Genomic DNA, 15585 nt, shown 5'->3' with positions numbered 1-15585 from the left:
AATGTGGATCATCACTGTTTATTCAGAGCAAAATCATCCGAAAATGTTTGAGTTTAATAACGAAAAAGAGGCAAAAGAAGCTTATGATAAAATAAAAGGAAGTAAATTTCTTTCTCAAATTGTTTACTATAATGATTTCCAATAGTCATTAAGGAAAATCCCCAAAAGGAAATCTTCTTATTAAAAGATGCCAAGAGGATGTGAGAGGATTGACAAAGACTAATAGATTTGAAGCAAACATAATGATAGAACCTGTTGGAGATGCTGCGATTGTGATTCGGTTTGGCTCTGAAATCGAATATCGTACACATCGTAAGGTACAGATGCTGTCCAATTACCTAACACAAAACAGCTTTAATGGGTTTATTGAATGTATCCCATCTTATACGGGTGTGACCGTTTTTTATGATCCACTTTTAGTAGAAAAAAGTCATGCTTATAAAGCAGGGCAAATTTTCTCTCCATACAAAATTGTCCGTTCCATCATTGAGGATCTTTTAGCAAACCTAAAAGGTGAAGAAGCAGAAGCACACCGGATTGTTGAAATTCCCGTTTGTTATGGTGGTGAATGCGGTCCGGACCTGGAGTTTGTAGCGAAACAAAACAACTTAACAACAGATGAAGTGATCAGCCTGCATTCAGGTGGAGAATATCTTGTTTATATGCTCGGGTTTGCCCCTGGTTTTCCGTTTTTAGGGGGAATGTCAGAGAAAATTGCAACACCGCGACGTTCTACACCAAGAACTAGTATCCCGGCTGGTTCTGTTGGTATTGCGGGAAAACAAACCGGTGTTTACCCAATTTCCACTCCGGGCGGCTGGCAGCTGATTGGTCAAACTCCTCTTCGTCTTTTTTTATCAGAAAAAGAACCCCCAAGTCTACTCCAGGCTGGAGATGTAGTGAAGTTCTATCCTATTTCCTACAAAGACTTTTTGGAATGGAAGGAGGAAAGTAAATGACTATAACCACTCTACGTTCAGGGCTGCTTACAACAATTCAGGATTTAGGAAGATATGGATACCAAAAATACGGAGTCATTGTTAGTGGTGCGATGGACTCCTATTCTTTAAGAATTGCAAATTTATTAGTTGGCAATTCAGAAGGAGAAGCTGCGTTAGAAATCACTCTAATGGGACCAACGTTGCTATTTGAAAAAGATATGCTCATTGCGATCACAGGAGGCGATTTATCTCCAACAATTGAAGGGGCTTCTGTGCCATTATGGCGTCCAGTTTTCGTGAAAAAAGGAAGTAAACTTCAATTCGGATTACAAAAATCTGGCTGCAGGGCTTATTTGGCAGTAGCTGGTGGCTTTGCGGTTAACGAAATAATGAAGAGCAAAAGCACATATTTAAGAGCGGAAATAGGCGGGTATCAAGGAAGAGCGATTCAAGAGGGGGATATTTTAGAAGTAAATTCGATGTCTGAAGGAGCTTTCTCGCAGATTGAAAAACTCAAAAACAAGCAAAATAAAAGACCGTTTCAACCTGCTAATTGGTCTGTTCGTTGGAACGAGTTTTTACCTCTTATAAAAAATCCGAATATTCGTGTTTTACCAGGAGCACAGTACGAAAAATTTACATCACATAGCAAAGAGCAGTTTTTCATCCAATCCTTTAGAGTTTCACCACAATCTGATCGAATGGGTTACCGATTATCAGGACCTGCTATTGAATTAGAAGAAAAATTGGAAATGCTTTCAGAAGCTGTTGCTCATGGAACCATTCAAATCCCTCCCGATGGAAATCCAATTATCCTGCTTGCTGACCGTCAAACAACAGGGGGATATCCGAAAATTGGTCAAGTTGCAACTGTTGACCTACCAGTTGTAGCGCAGGTTATGCCTGGTCAATCCATTTCTTTTACTGAAATAACATTAGAGGATGCAGAAAGACTGTATCTGGAAAAAGAAAAAAACTTAAAGCAACTAGCGGTGAGTATTACCTATAAATTAAAGCAATAAAAGGAGCGACAACTCATGTTTAATATTAATGATATTAAAGAAATGATTAAAGCAATTGATTCTTCATCCATTCAAAAGTTTAAGGTAGAGCACGAGGGAACAAAGGTTGTGATTGAAAAAATCTCTGAAACTGAAGTAAAACCTGTTATCGAGACAGTATCCAGTTCACCTTCACCAGCAGCACCGGCTGTAGCGGAGGCGCCTTTCGTTGAGAAAAAGGAAAAGGTAGAAGAGGTGAAGGAAGATCTTCATAACGTGCTGTCTCCGATGGTTGGCACATTCTACTCTCGTTCAAATCCAGATGCTGATCCTTTTGTGCAAGTAGGCTCAAAGGTTCAGAAGGACACCGTTATTTGTATAGTAGAAGCTATGAAACTATTCAATGAGATTGAAGCTGAGGTTAATGGGGAAATTGTTGAGATTTTAGTAGAAGAAGGTCAGCTTATTGAATTTGGCCAGCCTTTGTTTGCCATTAGAAAATCTTAACTTTTTTAAGGGGGAACATCTTATGTTTAAGAAAGTGTTAATCGCTAACCGCGGAGAAATTGCTGTTCGAATAATAAGAGCATGTAAAGAATTAAAAATTAAAACAGTAGCTGTTTTTTCTGAGGCCGATCGAGAAGCGCTTCACGTAAAGTTAGCTGATGAAGCGTATTGTATTGGAAAAACAGCTTCAAAGGAAAGTTATTTACATATCCCAAATATTCTAAGTGCGGCAACGATGACAGGGGCTGACGCGATTCATCCAGGGTATGGCTTTCTTGCTGAAAATGCTGATTTTGCTGAAGCATGCGAAAAATGCCGTATCACATTTATTGGCCCTGACTCAGAGGCCATTCAAAAAATGGGTACAAAAGACATAGCCCGGGAAACAATGGGCAAAGCAGGAGTACCGACTGTACCAGGAACAGATGGGTTGATCAAAGATGAAGCACAGGCGTTGCTTGTTGCGACTGAAATTGGTTATCCAGTGATCGTAAAAGCAACAGCAGGCGGTGGCGGTAAAGGAATGAGAGTCGCGTACGGTCCAGAAGAATTGAAAAAAGCAATCCGTCAAGCACAGCAAGAAGCAGAAACAGCCTTCGGAAATCCGGGTGTTTATTTAGAAAAATATTTAGAAGAACCACGTCATATTGAGATTCAAATCATCGCCGACCGATTCGGAAACGTTGTTCATCTTGGTGAAAGAGATTGCTCCATTCAACGCCGCCACCAAAAACTGATTGAAGAGGCTCCGTCACCAGCTCTAGATGAAGTGCTACGTAACAAAATGGGTGAAGCGGCTGTAAAGGCAGCTCAATCTGTAAAATACCATGGCGCAGGAACGGTAGAGTTTTTACTAGATAAGCATGGTCATTTTTATTTTATGGAAATGAACACGCGTATCCAAGTCGAGCATCCTGTAACAGAGCTTGTCACAGGAATTGATCTTATTAAAGAGCAAATAGCAGTAGCTGCTGGGTATGAACTATCTTTTAAACAAGAAGAAGTTAAAATTAACGGCTGGGCCATTGAATGTAGGATCAATGCTGAAAATCCTGCCAAAAACTTTATGCCATCTCCTGGCCTTGTAGAAGGATATCTTCCACCAGGTGGCTTTGGCGTTAGGGTAGATAGTGCTGTTTATCCGGGATACACTGTTTCTCCTTTTTATGATTCAATGGTCGCCAAATTAATTGTGTGGGGTAAAGATCGTGAAGATGCCTTGCAAAGAATGAAAAGAGCTCTGGATGAATTTATCATTACTGGGATTAAAACAACGATTCCATTTCACCTTGAACTACTAGAGCATGACGCGTTTGTTTCGGGTGAGTTTAATACGAAGTTTCTAGAAACCTATCATATTTCGATAAAAGAATAGATTCTCTGCGGATCTCCTGGTCTTATACAAATCTTGTAAAAAACAAGAAAAAATATATAATGAATGAAAGACGATTTTTTGTTAGATTGTATCGACTAAGGGGGAGAATTTTTGCAAAATAAGAATAAAACCGTGATTAAATCGATGGACCTCCTTAACCTTTTTTTAACGTATCCTAAACTATCTTTTAATGAAATGATCAAAGTTTCCGGCATGCCAAAAACATCTGTGCATCGTATGCTCGGATCACTCGAGGATATGGGGTTTCTTGATAAAGATGAAGACGGGAAATATTCCCTTGGCTTATTATTTTTACAATACGGTCAATTGGTAGCGGACAGGCTAGACATCCGCCAAATTGCATTACCTTATATGAAATCACTTCGAGATGAAATGGGAGAGGCCGTAAACCTGACGATTCGAGATCAACATGAAGCAATGTATGTTGAAAAGGTGGATACAACCCAACCAGTTAGGCTGTATACTGCAATTGGCAGAAAGTCTCCTCTTTATGCTGGAGCATGCTCAAGAGTTCTTCTTGCTTTTTTACCTGAAGATGAACTAGAGCAATATTTACAAGATGTTGAGCTAAGGGCAATTGGTTCAGGAACGATTACTGACCAAGAAAAGCTCCGTAAAGTATTAAAGGAAACAAAGAGGAATGGCTATACAATTAGTAACTCGGAGCTAGAAGACTATACCACATCAATCGCTGCGCCCATTTTTAATCATAAAAGAGAAGTGGTTGCAGGTATAAGTGTGGCAGGTCCGAATGTTCGTTTCCAAGCAGAAACAATTCCGGTTATTATTGATAAAGTAAAAGAGGTGGCTGAACATATTTCAGCTAAATTAGGATACGATGATAAAAAAGAATGAACTCGCTATAGAGGGTTCATTCTTTTTTGTTGGGAATTAAAGCTCATCATCCTCAAATTCATCTAAAATTTCTTTTAGGATAAAAGTTAGGTTGTAGTACACATATAATGATGTCATTAACGCAGGAAAGCCGTATCTTTCACCATCTTCACCAGGAATGAGCGGCTGCCTTAGCTTTGAATCAATATGTAGGTCTGTAATTTTGTTGAGCCCTGTTTCTTCACCTTTCATCACGGCAGAAACGCCAACTGTTTGAATACCTTTAGAGGACAATTCTTGAGCAAGCTTGATCGCTTCTTCATCTGTTGATCGATATGTAAAAAGTAGAACGCGGTCGGCAGGGGTTAGTTCCTTCATTTCACCTTTTTGATTCAACAACGCTTCTGAACGGATAAGAGGCTCACTGCTATGAACCGCCTCTAACACAATGCCATGTAACTCTTGAAAACCATATATATAAATCTTCCCTTCACCAACTAAAGCCTGGGCAAGCAAGCGCGCACTATCCTCAATACTCAGCTCCTCTTGCTCTACTATCCGGTTAAAATGACCCGTTAACTGTGTGGAGAAAATCTTCATCATAGTATCGAACCTCCTAATGTGACAAACTTCGGGGCGTGCCTGTCACCACCCGAAGTTTCTGCGACAAAATTCGGGAAGTGACAGGCACTACCCAACAAGTTTACCATAACAAACCTTATTATGATAAACTTAACCCAAGCAGAATTTGTCGAGAAAAGAAAATGAAAAAATGAAGGAAATATCAAGGGGGAAACGAATTACTTAGGTGATCGTTTATTTATGCTTAAAGCGCTTTAGGTTAGCGTGAAAATAAATGCAAATTTTTTAATGAAAAGTTCGATATATGTCACAAAAAACAAAAATAACTCAAGAGGTGTAGACATGTTAAAAGAAAAAATCTTAATTGTTGATGATCAATACGGAATTCGCATTTTACTAAATGAAGTGTTTCAAAAAGAAGGATATCAAACATTTCAAGCCGCAAATGGCTTCCAAGCACTTGAAATCGTAGAAAACCACTCTCCTGACCTTGTATTACTTGATATGAAAATCCCGGGAATGGATGGAATCGAAATTTTAAAAAGAATGAAAGTAATCGACCAAGACATCCGTGTGATCATCATGACAGCTTACGGCGAACTTGATATGATCCAAGAAGCAAAAGACCTAGGCGCACTAACACACTTCGCAAAACCATTTGACATCGATGAAATTCGTGAAGCAGTAAAAAAGTATTTACCACTTAAGGCGAATTAATTATCCAATGTTAAAGTGATGAGTTAGTTTTTAGCACATTGTTGATTGGAGCGGAAGACATGAGAGACTCCTGCGGGAGAAGCGTGTCAAAGGGAGACCCTGCAGGCGCACGCCAAGGAGGCTCCCGGACCGCCCGCGGAAAGCGAATGTCTGGAGCGGAAATCAACAACTATTTTTCAAAGCACACATTTTTATCTTGCAAGCACCCTGTAATATTATATTACCCTAATATATGTCGAATTGTTGCCGAAATCTTCATATATTGGTATGCTAGAAGATGTGAAAAGTGATCATGCGAAGTTACATATAAGGAAATTATTTGGTCATGCTAGGTATGATATACTTTTCTGTATAAGAAAAATAAGGTCTATATAGGAGGATTTTTCACATGCCTTTAGTTTCAATGACAGAAATGCTTAACAAAGCAAAAGACGAAGGATATGCAGTAGGTCAATTCAACCTCAACAACCTTGAGTTCACTCAAGCGATCCTGCAAGCAGCTCAAGAAGAAAGCTCACCAGTTATTCTTGGTGTATCTGAAGGTGCTGCTCGTTACATCGGTGGATTCAAAACAGTTGTAAAAATGGTTGAAGGTCTTATCGAAGACTACAGCATCACTGTACCAGTAGCTATTCACCTTGATCACGGTTCAAGCTTTGACAAATGTAAAGAAGCAATCGATGCAGGCTTCACATCTGTTATGATTGATGCTTCACATGATCCATTTGAAGAGAACATTGCAACAACTTCTAAAGTTGTAGAATATGCTCATTCAAAAGGTGTATCAGTTGAAGCTGAGCTTGGAACTGTTGGTGGGCAAGAAGATGACGTTGTAGCAGAAGGCGTAATCTATGCAGATCCAAAAGAGTGTGAAGAACTTGTTAAACGCACTGGTATTGATTGCCTAGCACCAGCACTTGGTTCTGTTCACGGACCATACAAAGGTGAGCCTAACTTAGGCTACAAAGAAATGGAAGAAATCGCTGGCTTAACAAACATGCCATTAGTACTTCACGGTGGTACTGGAATCCCAACTAAGGATATCCAAAAAGCTATTTCTTTCGGAACAGCTAAAATCAACGTTAACACTGAAAACCAAATTGCATCTGCAAAAACAGTTCGTGAAGTGTTAGCTGCGAAGCCAGATGAATATGATCCACGTAAATATTTAGGACCAGCTCGTGACGCAATTAAAGAAACAGTTATCGGCAAAATGCGTGAATTTGGTTCTTCTAATAAAGCGTAATATTATTTTAGGGATAAACCGCCTTGATAAAAGGCGGTTATATTCCGAAAATTAAGAAAGCGCTAACAATTATTGGTGAAATCCTTCCAAACCTTTACCTAGCTGACCATAATTGATAGAATAATAGAAAACGGACTTGCCTTAGCTAGTCCGTTTTCATTTGTCATCTCGAGAATCTCATTCTTTTTCCGCAAATTGTAACCTACAAAACCTTTCGATTCTCCTATGAAAAATCATCATTTTTCACTAAACTCTCAAAAACTCATAGAAAAACAGATTCTTTTACAGTAAATCATTGTTGTCCAACACAATAGATGGTTTAATAATAAGAGGATCTGAAAAAATGATCGCTTCTTTTTTCAGGCGAATAAGTTTTACATATGTAAGAATGTCATGTATTGACTAAGGAATATAAGGCAATAAAATAGATAAACACTTGTAAATGGTCATAGTCGTCTAACATGGTTGCTAATTTTTTTAATTATGTTGACTAGATGTTTTTACTTCGGAAAACATGATGGTCGTGTGATTTTATACATAGCTATGCTTAAAACAGAGCCTAGCTCACCCTTAATGTTCTTTCCGGAAAGTCAACTTCATAGAAGGGAGACTAACATGGAAAAATTAAAAGTTGCCGGTGGAGATTTACTAAAAGGTACAGTATCAATTAGTGGAGCAAAAAATAGTGCGGTTGCACTGATCCCAGCGACGATTCTCGCTGAATCTCCTGTTACAATTGAGGGTTTACCAAACATTTCAGATGTGAATATATTAGGTGATTTATTAGAAGAAATCGGTGGTAAGGTAGAGTTGAAAAACAACGAAATGGTTGTTGATCCTTCTGCAATGATTTCGATGCCTTTACCAAATGGAAAAGTGAAAAAGCTTAGAGCTTCTTATTATTTAATGGGAGCTATGCTTGGGCGCTTCAAAAAGGCTGTAATCGGCCTTCCGGGCGGCTGTCACTTAGGTCCACGCCCGATTGATCAGCATATTAAGGGGTTTGAGGCACTAGGTGCTCAAATTACAAATGAACAGGGTGCAATTTATCTTCGTGCTGATGAGCTAAAAGGAGCTCGTATCTATCTTGATGTTGTTAGTGTTGGTGCAACTATTAACATTATGCTAGCAGCTGTTTTAGCTAAAGGCAGAACCATCATTGAAAATGCAGCAAAAGAACCGGAAATCATTGATGTTGCGACATTACTAACAAGTATGGGTGCGAAAATTAAAGGTGCTGGTACAGATGTAATCCGCATCGATGGTGTTGAAAAGCTCCATGGCTGCCGTCATTCCATTATTCCTGACCGCATTGAAGCCGGAACATATATGATCATTGGTGCAGCAATGGGGAAAGAGGTTATGATCGACAATGTTATTCCTTTACATCTTGAATCCTTAATTGCGAAGCTAAGAGAAATGGGAATGCATATCGAAACAAGCAATGACCAGATTTTAATCGTTGGTGGACAAAAGGAACTTAAAGCTGTTGATATAAAGACGCTTGTCTATCCAGGCTTCCCAACAGATTTGCAGCAGCCGTTTACTTCTTTTTTAACAAGAGCAACCGGAACAAGTATGGTAACAGATACAATTTATTCTGCACGCTTTAAGCATATTGATGAACTAAGAAGAATGGGTGCAACCATTAAGGTTGAAGGCAGATCAGCAATCGTCTCTGGTCCTACGAAGCTTCAAGGTGCAAAAGTAAAAGCGAGTGACTTGCGCGCGGGGGCTGCCTTAGTCTGCGCAGGCTTAATGGCAGATGGAGTAACTGAGATTACAGGTTTAGAGCATATCGATCGTGGGTACAGTCAGTTAGAAGAAAAACTAACAGGCCTTGGTGCAACAATTTGGCGTGAAAAATTAACAGAAAAAGAAATCGAACAACTTCAAAATTCGTAAGCTGTAAAATATATTTGACAAGGATAGGGGGAACCTTTATCCTTGTCAATCTAATAAAACTTTCTTCGTTAATGCTCTATTTTAATGGAAAATTCCAAAAATGATTGATTAAATCTAAGAAATAGGGTAAAAATAAAGAGTGCTGCATTGAATGAATACTACAAAATCTACTTCAAGCTCACCTTCATTTCCTTCTCTATCCTAAAGTGATATGTTTATTCTTCTTTTACAACATAGAGCAAATCATCTTCATCCTAATTTGCTATTAGACAAGTTCTCACATATGAAATGAGTTTGAATGATGAACGTTTGAAAGTATGATGTATTGAAAATTGAAAAAGAGTGGTGTTTTTATGAATCAGGTTTCAATTTCTTCATTGGAACATATGAAATTGAAAGAATTATACGAGCTTGCACGTCACTATAAAGTGTCCTACTATAGCAAGCTAACGAAAAAAGAATTAATTTTTGCGATCTTAAAAGCAAATGCAGAGCAAGAAGATCTACTGTTTATGGAAGGTGTTTTGGAAATTATTCAGTCTGAAGGATTTGGTTTCTTAAGGCCGATTAATTACTCACCAAGCTCTGAGGATATTTATATCTCAGCATCCCAAATCAGACGCTTTGACTTACGTAATGGAGACAAAGTTTCAGGTAAAGTTCGACCTCCTAAAGAAAACGAACGCTATTACGGGTTACTTCATGTAGAAGCTGTAAACGGTGAAGACCCTGAAACAGCCAAGGAACGTGTTCACTTCCCAGCACTAACTCCTCTATACCCAGATAGACAAATATATCTTGAAACAAAACCTAATCACCTATCTACAAGAATTATGGACCTTATTGCACCAGTTGGATTCGGGCAACGTGGTTTAATTGTGGCACCACCTAAAGCAGGTAAAACGATGCTTTTAAAGGAAATTGCCAACAGCATCACAACAAACAACCCTGAAGCGGAGCTAATTGTCCTGTTAATCGATGAAAGACCAGAGGAAGTAACTGACATCGAACGTTCAGTAGCCGGCGATGTTGTAAGCTCTACATTTGATGAGGTTCCAGAAAATCATATTAAAGTGGCCGAGCTTGTTCTTGAAAGAGCGATGCGTTTAGTTGAGCATAAAAAAGACGTAATCATCTTAATGGACAGCATCACACGTCTAGCTCGTGCTTATAACTTAGTCATTCCGCCAAGTGGACGTACATTATCAGGTGGTATCGACCCGGCAGCATTCCACCGTCCAAAAAGATTCTTCGGTGCTGCTCGTAATATCGAAGAAGGTGGAAGCTTAACCATTTTAGCAACAGCTTTAGTTGATACAGGCTCTCGTATGGATGACGTGATTTACGAGGAATTTAAAGGTACTGGGAACATGGAGCTTCATCTTGATCGTTCTCTTGCAGAAAAACGTATCTTCCCGGCAATCGACATTCGTCGTTCTGGGACAAGAAAAGAAGAGCTTCTTATTCCTAAAGATCACCTTGAAAAACTATGGGCGATCCGTAAATCTATGACAGACACTCCTGATTTTGTTGAAAAGTTCTTAAGAAAGCTTCGTCAGTCAAAATCAAATGAGGAATTCTTCAGTAATTTAGATGAGGAAATGAAAAAGGCTCGAAATAGATAAGTAATGAAAATAGTAATATTTAACTTCAGCTTGATTTTAGTTTAAGCACTTGTTATAATTTCATCATGTGCTTTTCTAGGAAACAGCTTGTCAATCGGGCGAGCGAAAGCCTAGATATATAACTCTGTTTCGAAAGATTCAGGGCGGAAGGAGATGAAAAGAATGAAAACAGCAATTCATCCAAACTTTAACAAGGTTATGGTGTCATGTGCATGTGGTAACGAATTCGAAACTGGATCTACTAACAAAGAGATCAAAGTTGAGGTTTGTTCTGAGTGCCATCCATTCTACACTGGACGTCAAAAATTTGCAGATGCAGGTGGACGTGTAGATAAATTCAACAAAAAATACGGCCTTAAGTCACAACAACAATAATAAGGCTTTTTCCAAACAGGCAGGACATTTTGGCTCTTGCCTGTTTTTTCACGCCTAATTTTTCGATTTTCACACTAAAATTTGGTTATCCTACATATATTGGTAGGGTTTTTGAACGATGATACCATGTATAATACATGTCATAATAGATGATCACTGTACCAGGAATCGGTTGCCTGAGTAAACTCGGGCAATGAAGGGAGAGGCCGTTTCAATGTATGTAATGAAGCAAAGTGGATGGCTTGAAATCATTTGCGGAAGCATGTTTTCAGGTAAATCAGAGGAGCTCATTCGCCGCGTAAGACGAGCTCAATTTGCAAAACAAGAAGTGAAAGTATTTAAACCAGTAATCGACAATCGATACAGCGAAGAAAGTGTTGTTTCCCATAACGGAACAGCCATCATATGCAAGCCGCTCGCTGCGTCAGTTGAGATTTTTGAATATATAACAGAAAAAACAGACGTCATCGCAGTCGATGAAATCCAATTCTTCGATGAACAAATCGTAGATGTCTTAACTCTATTAGCCGATCAAGGCTATCGCGTCCTTGCAGCTGGACTAGACCAAGACTTCAGAGGAGAACCTTTCAGCGTGGTTCCTGCCTTAATGTCACTAGCTGAATCCGTCACAAAACTTCAAGCAGTATGCTCAGTATGTGGATCTCCTGCAAGCCGTACCCAACGACTCATCAACGGCAAACCAGCATCCTATGACGACCCAATCATCCTAGTCGGTGCCTCTGAATCCTACGAACCAAGATGCAGACACCACCACGAAGTACCCGGAGCACCGGTGAAGGATTTTAAGAGAGAGAGTAATGTGGTGAAGTAGAGGCGGGGTGGTGCCTCTGGGGTAGGCGGCGCCTGCACGGAGGTGGTGGTGCCTGTCACTTCCCGGATTTTGTCGAATGGCTTGAGTGTTGTTTGATATCTAAAAGAAAATATAGATTGAACAGTTCGATTTTTGATGAAATTGGGCTGTTTTTTTGTTTTAAAGAGCCAAAATAGAGTTTTGCAGGGTGTGAATTATTTACTTGTAGAGATGAAGACCAAAATGACGTTTTGAATAAAGGAAGATAGTCTTCATAGAAGAGATGAAGACCAAAAAGCGTTTTGAATGAAGGGAGATGGTCTTCATAGAAGAGATGAAGACCAAAAAGTCGTTTTGATTGAAGAATGATGGTCTTCTTAGAAGAGATGAAGACCAAAAAGTCGTTTGAATGAAGGAAGATAGTCTTCATAGAAGAGATGAAGACCAAAAAGTCGTTTTGAATGAAGGGAGATGGTCTTCATAGAGGAAATGAAGACCAAAATGACGTTTTGAATGAAGGAAGATGGTCTTCATAGAGGAGATGAAGACCAACATGGCGGTTCGAATGAAGGGGTATAGTCTTCATATATACAGCTCCAACCACATCCAATCCTGCACCCTCATTTCTCCTCATGAAAAGAAAATCATCGGGCATCCTACAGAGTAGGAGGTGCAGAAAAATGAAAAAGGTACTTATTTTATCTATCCTCTGCTTTTGTATGGCTGGTTGCCAGTTCCAAGCAGGAGAACGCTACGAGCCTCAGCAGGAAGACGTGAACGGGTTGAGATTAATGAGGGATGGTCATGGCACATATGATAATCAAGAGCTCGCCGATGAGCAGTTTGTTCCGAACCAAAACCCAAATTTCATTGATCTAACAGAAACAAGACCTGACAAAGGGGATGACCAAAGTAAATTAGAAGAGGCAATTATGAATGACGATACCTTATCGTTAGGAAGAGTCAACATGAATGCAAACCATATAAATGTGACGGTGTATACAACTGAGGATCTTTCAAAAAAGGAAATGAAGAGGAAAACAAAGGAAATTCATGAAAATATGATTACGGCTTTACCGAGGTATAGAATCGACGTAAATTTAGAAAAGAAATAGAGGGCCGTTTTGGCCCCTTAAAATCCTAAAATAGAGCTAATTAGCCCTTTTCTCCGTTGTGGTTTCGAAGGTGTTTTTGTTTGATCAAAAACAAGAGCAGGATCTTTACCGAATTCTTGTTTTTTCGAAAGTTTTTCTCGCTCTAGCTCTTCAATTCGAAGTTCTAACTTTTTGATTGTGCTTTGTAATTCTTCCATTTCTCTTCGATGCTGAAGAAGTTGATAGGATACGACTCCATCAGCCTTGCTTTGAACCTTTCTTTCCACTTCTTCAAGTCGTTGTGTTAAGAAATCTACTTTGTTTTCATCTAGTGATACCATTTGTGTAATAGTCCCCTTTCGTGTTTGCTCATTAGCAGGTGTTGGGGTGCCTGTCGGATTGTTTTGAAGTTGTTTTAATCTCTCTATATCTTCATTTGAAAATTGATAGTGTCCCAGCTCATTTTTCTCTAACTCCAAATCTAACTGATCTACCCATCTCATTAACGTTCTTCTCGAAACCCCAAGTGACTTTGCAACAGCAACTGTACTCATCTTTTCTCCTCCCCTGATACTGATATAAGTACAATTCCAAAACTCCTCGTTGCGCCAATCCAAGAACAGATATTGTTAAGGAACTTACTAAAGTAGATTTTCGACCTAAAAAGGTAGTTCCCTTCACGTTAGACAAAACAAGAACCAATTCGGCAAAGAAAGTGGAAGTTTTACATATTGTGAAGTCTTCGACAAATTTCGGGAAGTGACAGGCACCCCAACCCCGGACCAGGCACCAAACACAAGCAGACCCCAAACCTGAAAATTCCCACAATTCTATTGACAGAACCACCTACTTCCCATACAATTGAAAACAATTATCAATTGCATTTAGGAGGAAACAGCTTTGGTTAAGAAGGTGCAACATCATCGTAAAGTTCTACTATTATCTGTATTTATTTTGATTTTATCGACAATGTTATTTGGGTGTGCAAATAACAATGAAGAAGTTGTGAGCTCAGAGGAAAAAAGCGAAAAGAATATGCTTACGTTCGCTTGGCCTAGAGATATAGGGGAAATGAATCCACATGTGTATAATCCTTCACAATTATTTGCGCAATCAATGGTATATGAACCATTAGTGAGCTACCAAGAGGGTGGAGAGCTAAAACCTCATCTTGCAGAGTCTTGGGATATTTCTGAAGATGGTAAGGAATATACGTTTCATCTTCGTGAAGGTGTAAAGTTCTCTGATGGAACAAGCTTTAATGCTGAAGTTGTGAAAAAGAATTTTGATACCATTTTAAATCATTTAGATATGCATAGCTGGTTAGGTTTTCTATCTAAAATTGCTTCAACTGAAGTTGTTGATGAACATACATTCAAGCTAACTTTAACAGAAGCTTATTATCCAACAATTCAGGAATTGGCTGTTGTAAGACCAGTTCGCTTCTTAGGCGAAGCAGGGTTTCCTGAGGATGGTGATACTTCAAAAGGTGTAGTCGAACCAGTCGGAACAGGTCCATGGGTGCTAGATGACTATAAAGTAGATGAATATGCTGTTTTCAAGCGTAATGAAGAGTACTGGGGTGAGCTTCCGAAAGAAGAAAAAATTACTGTGAAAATCATTCCTGATGCCGAAACAAGAGTGCTAGCGTTTGAAAAAGGTGAAATCGATCTCCTGTATGGAGAAGGAACAATTAGTTTAGATGCTTTCAAACAGTTAGAATCAACAGAAAGCTATGAGTCTAGTATTTCTGAGCCAGTTGCAACAAGACAGCTTGTGATCAATTCGAAAAAAGAACAGCTTTCTGATGAAAAAGTGCGTCAAGCTTTACACTACGCTTTTAATAAGGAAGCTTTAGTTGAGGGTGTTACGTCAGGGTATGAAGAAAAAGCAGATTATATCCTGCCAACAAACTTACCTTATACAAAAGACAATGGTGCAGCTGTCATTGATTATGATGTAGAAAAAGCAAAATCGTTATTAGACGAAGCAGGCTGGACGCTTTCTGAAGGAGAAACAGTTCGTGAAAAAGATGGACAACCCCTTGAAATTGAGCTAATGTATGATTCAGCAGAACTAATTCAAAAAACAATGGCTGAAGTTATTCAATCTGAATGGGCAGCAATTGGTGTAAAATTAAACATTGTAGGAGTTGAACTAACTGAGCAGGTTCAACGCTTTAAGGATAATGAATTTGATGTGAATTTCTTTAGTAACTATGGAGCTCCTTATGACCCACATACGTTCTTAAACATTGTTGCGTCAGAAGGGTTTGGATTTAATGAGGCAATATCAGCTTATCCAAACAAAGCTGAAATATTAAAACAAATTGCAGAGGTTCCTCAGACAACTGATGAGGCACAACGTCAGCAGCTATATACATCAATCTTAACATCGATACAAGAACAGGGAGCGATTATTCCTATTTCTTATATTAAGAAAACAGCAATCTATCAAAAGGATGTAACGAACTTTACTTTCCCTGCTAATCGTGATGAGCATCCATTTACAAACATTAGCATTGAGTAGGAAGTAGCAGTATCAGGAGGTT

The 15585-nt window shown here is 39.0% G+C and carries 16 protein-coding genes; 14 read left to right on the top strand and 2 right to left on the bottom strand.

Features of this window, described 5'->3' with window-relative positions; genetic code table 11:
* The first annotated feature begins 1 nt into the window (after position 1).
* The 6 genes from D9842_RS26055 to D9842_RS19155 all read left to right on the top strand — a co-directional run bounded on the left by D9842_RS26055 (position 2) and on the right by D9842_RS19155 (position 4700).
* Entirely contained in the window at positions 2 to 145 is a 144-nt protein-coding gene (locus D9842_RS26055) for a hypothetical protein (protein ID WP_162987512.1), read from the top strand.
* Between the two features lie 97 nt (positions 146 to 242).
* Entirely contained in the window at positions 243 to 959 is a 717-nt protein-coding gene (pxpB, locus tag D9842_RS19175; RefSeq protein WP_121665134.1) for a 5-oxoprolinase subunit PxpB, read from the top strand.
* Positions 956 to 1963 carry a 5-oxoprolinase subunit C family protein gene (locus tag D9842_RS19170; RefSeq protein ID WP_121663905.1) on the top strand — a complete coding sequence of 336 codons (1008 nt, stop codon included), beginning with the start codon at positions 956 to 958 and terminating at the stop codon, positions 1961 to 1963. The genes pxpB and D9842_RS19170 overlap by 4 nt, the downstream gene beginning before the upstream one ends.
* A 15-nt stretch (positions 1964 to 1978) precedes the next feature.
* Positions 1979 to 2449, top strand: a complete 471-nt coding sequence (gene accB / locus D9842_RS19165; RefSeq protein WP_121663904.1) for an acetyl-CoA carboxylase biotin carboxyl carrier protein — start codon at positions 1979 to 1981, stop codon at positions 2447 to 2449.
* Positions 2450 to 2471: 22 nt separating this feature from the next.
* Positions 2472 to 3824, top strand: coding sequence for an acetyl-CoA carboxylase biotin carboxylase subunit (accC, locus tag D9842_RS19160; protein WP_121663903.1), 1353 nt, complete (start codon positions 2472 to 2474; stop codon positions 3822 to 3824).
* A gap of 111 nt (positions 3825 to 3935) precedes the next feature.
* Positions 3936 to 4700 carry an IclR family transcriptional regulator gene (locus D9842_RS19155; protein WP_121663902.1) on the top strand — a complete coding sequence of 255 codons (765 nt, stop codon included), beginning with the start codon at positions 3936 to 3938 and terminating at the stop codon, positions 4698 to 4700.
* A 36-nt stretch (positions 4701 to 4736) separates the two neighbouring features.
* Here the strand turns inward: D9842_RS19155 and D9842_RS19150 are convergent, their stop codons facing one another.
* Positions 4737 to 5282: a DUF2529 domain-containing protein gene (locus D9842_RS19150; RefSeq protein ID WP_121663901.1), complete on the bottom strand. Its 546-nt coding sequence runs from the start codon at positions 5280 to 5282 to the stop codon at positions 4737 to 4739.
* A 321-nt stretch (positions 5283 to 5603) separates the two neighbouring features.
* On the opposite strand from D9842_RS19150, the gene D9842_RS19145 reads away from it, so the two are divergent.
* The 7 genes from D9842_RS19145 to D9842_RS19115 all read left to right on the top strand — a co-directional run bounded on the left by D9842_RS19145 (position 5604) and on the right by D9842_RS19115 (position 13055).
* On the top strand, positions 5604 to 5978 hold the full coding sequence (locus D9842_RS19145) for a response regulator (RefSeq protein ID WP_098795424.1): 375 nt from the start codon (positions 5604 to 5606) through the stop codon (positions 5976 to 5978).
* Between the two features lie 388 nt (positions 5979 to 6366).
* Positions 6367 to 7224 (top strand): class II fructose-bisphosphate aldolase, encoded by an 858-nt coding sequence (locus D9842_RS19140; RefSeq protein ID WP_121663900.1) that lies wholly within the window; start codon positions 6367 to 6369, stop codon positions 7222 to 7224.
* Between the two features lie 615 nt (positions 7225 to 7839).
* Entirely contained in the window at positions 7840 to 9129 is a 1290-nt protein-coding gene (locus D9842_RS19135) for a UDP-N-acetylglucosamine 1-carboxyvinyltransferase (protein ID WP_121663899.1), read from the top strand.
* A 353-nt stretch (positions 9130 to 9482) separates the two neighbouring features.
* The gene (gene rho / locus D9842_RS19130; RefSeq protein WP_121663898.1) at positions 9483 to 10754 is read left to right on the top strand and encodes a transcription termination factor Rho; all 1272 of its coding nucleotides are present in this window, start codon (positions 9483 to 9485) and stop codon (positions 10752 to 10754) included.
* A 162-nt stretch (positions 10755 to 10916) separates the two neighbouring features.
* Positions 10917 to 11129, top strand: coding sequence for a 50S ribosomal protein L31 (rpmE, locus tag D9842_RS19125; RefSeq protein ID WP_121663897.1), 213 nt, complete (start codon positions 10917 to 10919; stop codon positions 11127 to 11129).
* A gap of 214 nt (positions 11130 to 11343) precedes the next feature.
* Positions 11344 to 11961 (top strand): thymidine kinase, encoded by a 618-nt coding sequence (locus D9842_RS19120; protein ID WP_121663896.1) that lies wholly within the window; start codon positions 11344 to 11346, stop codon positions 11959 to 11961.
* A 659-nt stretch (positions 11962 to 12620) separates the two neighbouring features.
* Entirely contained in the window at positions 12621 to 13055 is a 435-nt protein-coding gene (locus tag D9842_RS19115; protein WP_121663895.1) for a hypothetical protein, read from the top strand.
* A gap of 17 nt (positions 13056 to 13072) precedes the next feature.
* Here the strand turns inward: D9842_RS19115 and D9842_RS19110 are convergent, their stop codons facing one another.
* Complete coding sequence (locus tag D9842_RS19110) at positions 13073 to 13588, bottom strand: MerR family transcriptional regulator (protein WP_121663894.1); 516 nt, start codon at positions 13586 to 13588, stop codon at positions 13073 to 13075.
* Positions 13589 to 13946: 358 nt separating this feature from the next.
* Here D9842_RS19110 and nikA point away from each other — a divergent pair, with 358 nt between their 5' ends.
* Entirely contained in the window at positions 13947 to 15563 is a 1617-nt protein-coding gene (gene nikA / locus D9842_RS19105) for a nickel ABC transporter substrate-binding protein (RefSeq protein WP_373995128.1), read from the top strand.
* Positions 15564 to 15585: the final 22 nt, after the last annotated feature.

This window comes from Metabacillus litoralis (genome assembly GCF_003667825.1).
Lineage (GTDB): Bacteria > Bacillota > Bacilli > Bacillales > Bacillaceae > Metabacillus > Metabacillus litoralis_B.
The sequence above is the reverse complement of the archived record's forward strand: the minus strand, read 5'-3'. Positions and strand labels throughout refer to the sequence as shown.